Here is a 560-nt window from a genome sequence, read left to right on the forward strand (position 1 = left end):
CCACGCCGACTACGTCAAGAACATGATCACCGGTGCCGCCCAGATGGACGGCGCGATCATGGTGGTCTCGGCGGCGGACGGCCCGATGCCGCAGACGCGCGAGCACATCCTGCTGGCGCGCCAGGTCGGTGTCCCGTTCATCGTCGTGTACCTGAACAAGGCCGACATGGTCGACGACGAAGAACTGCTCGAGCTGGTCGAAATGGAAGTCCGCGAACTGCTGGACGCCTACGACTTCCCGGGCGACGACACCCCGGTGATCGTCGGCAGCGCGCTCAAGGCGCTGGAAGGCGACGAAGGCGAGCACGGCATCGAATCGATCGCCAAGCTGGTTCGCGCGATGGACGAATTCATCCCCGAGCCGGAACGCGCCGTTGACGGCGCCTTCCTGATGCCGGTCGAAGACGTCTTCTCGATCTCGGGTCGCGGCACCGTGGCCACGGGGCGCGTCGAGCGCGGCATCGTCAACGTCGGCGACAACATCGAGATCGTGGGCATCCACGACACGGTCAAGACCACGGTCACCGGCGTCGAAATGTTCCGCAAGCTGCTGGACCAGG

Annotated in this window: 1 protein-coding gene; it reads left to right on the plus strand. The window is 65.4% G+C overall.

What is annotated here, in order from left to right; translation table 11 throughout:
- Positions 1 to 560: GTP-binding protein (locus SAOR_RS12990; protein ID WP_245965476.1), on the plus strand; the 560-nt coding region annotated here is incomplete at both ends.

The sequence above is a fragment of the Salinisphaera orenii subsp. orenii MK-B5 genome (genome assembly GCF_003788635.1).
In the GTDB taxonomy this organism is placed as follows: domain Bacteria; phylum Pseudomonadota; class Gammaproteobacteria; order Nevskiales; family Salinisphaeraceae; genus Salinisphaera; species Salinisphaera orenii.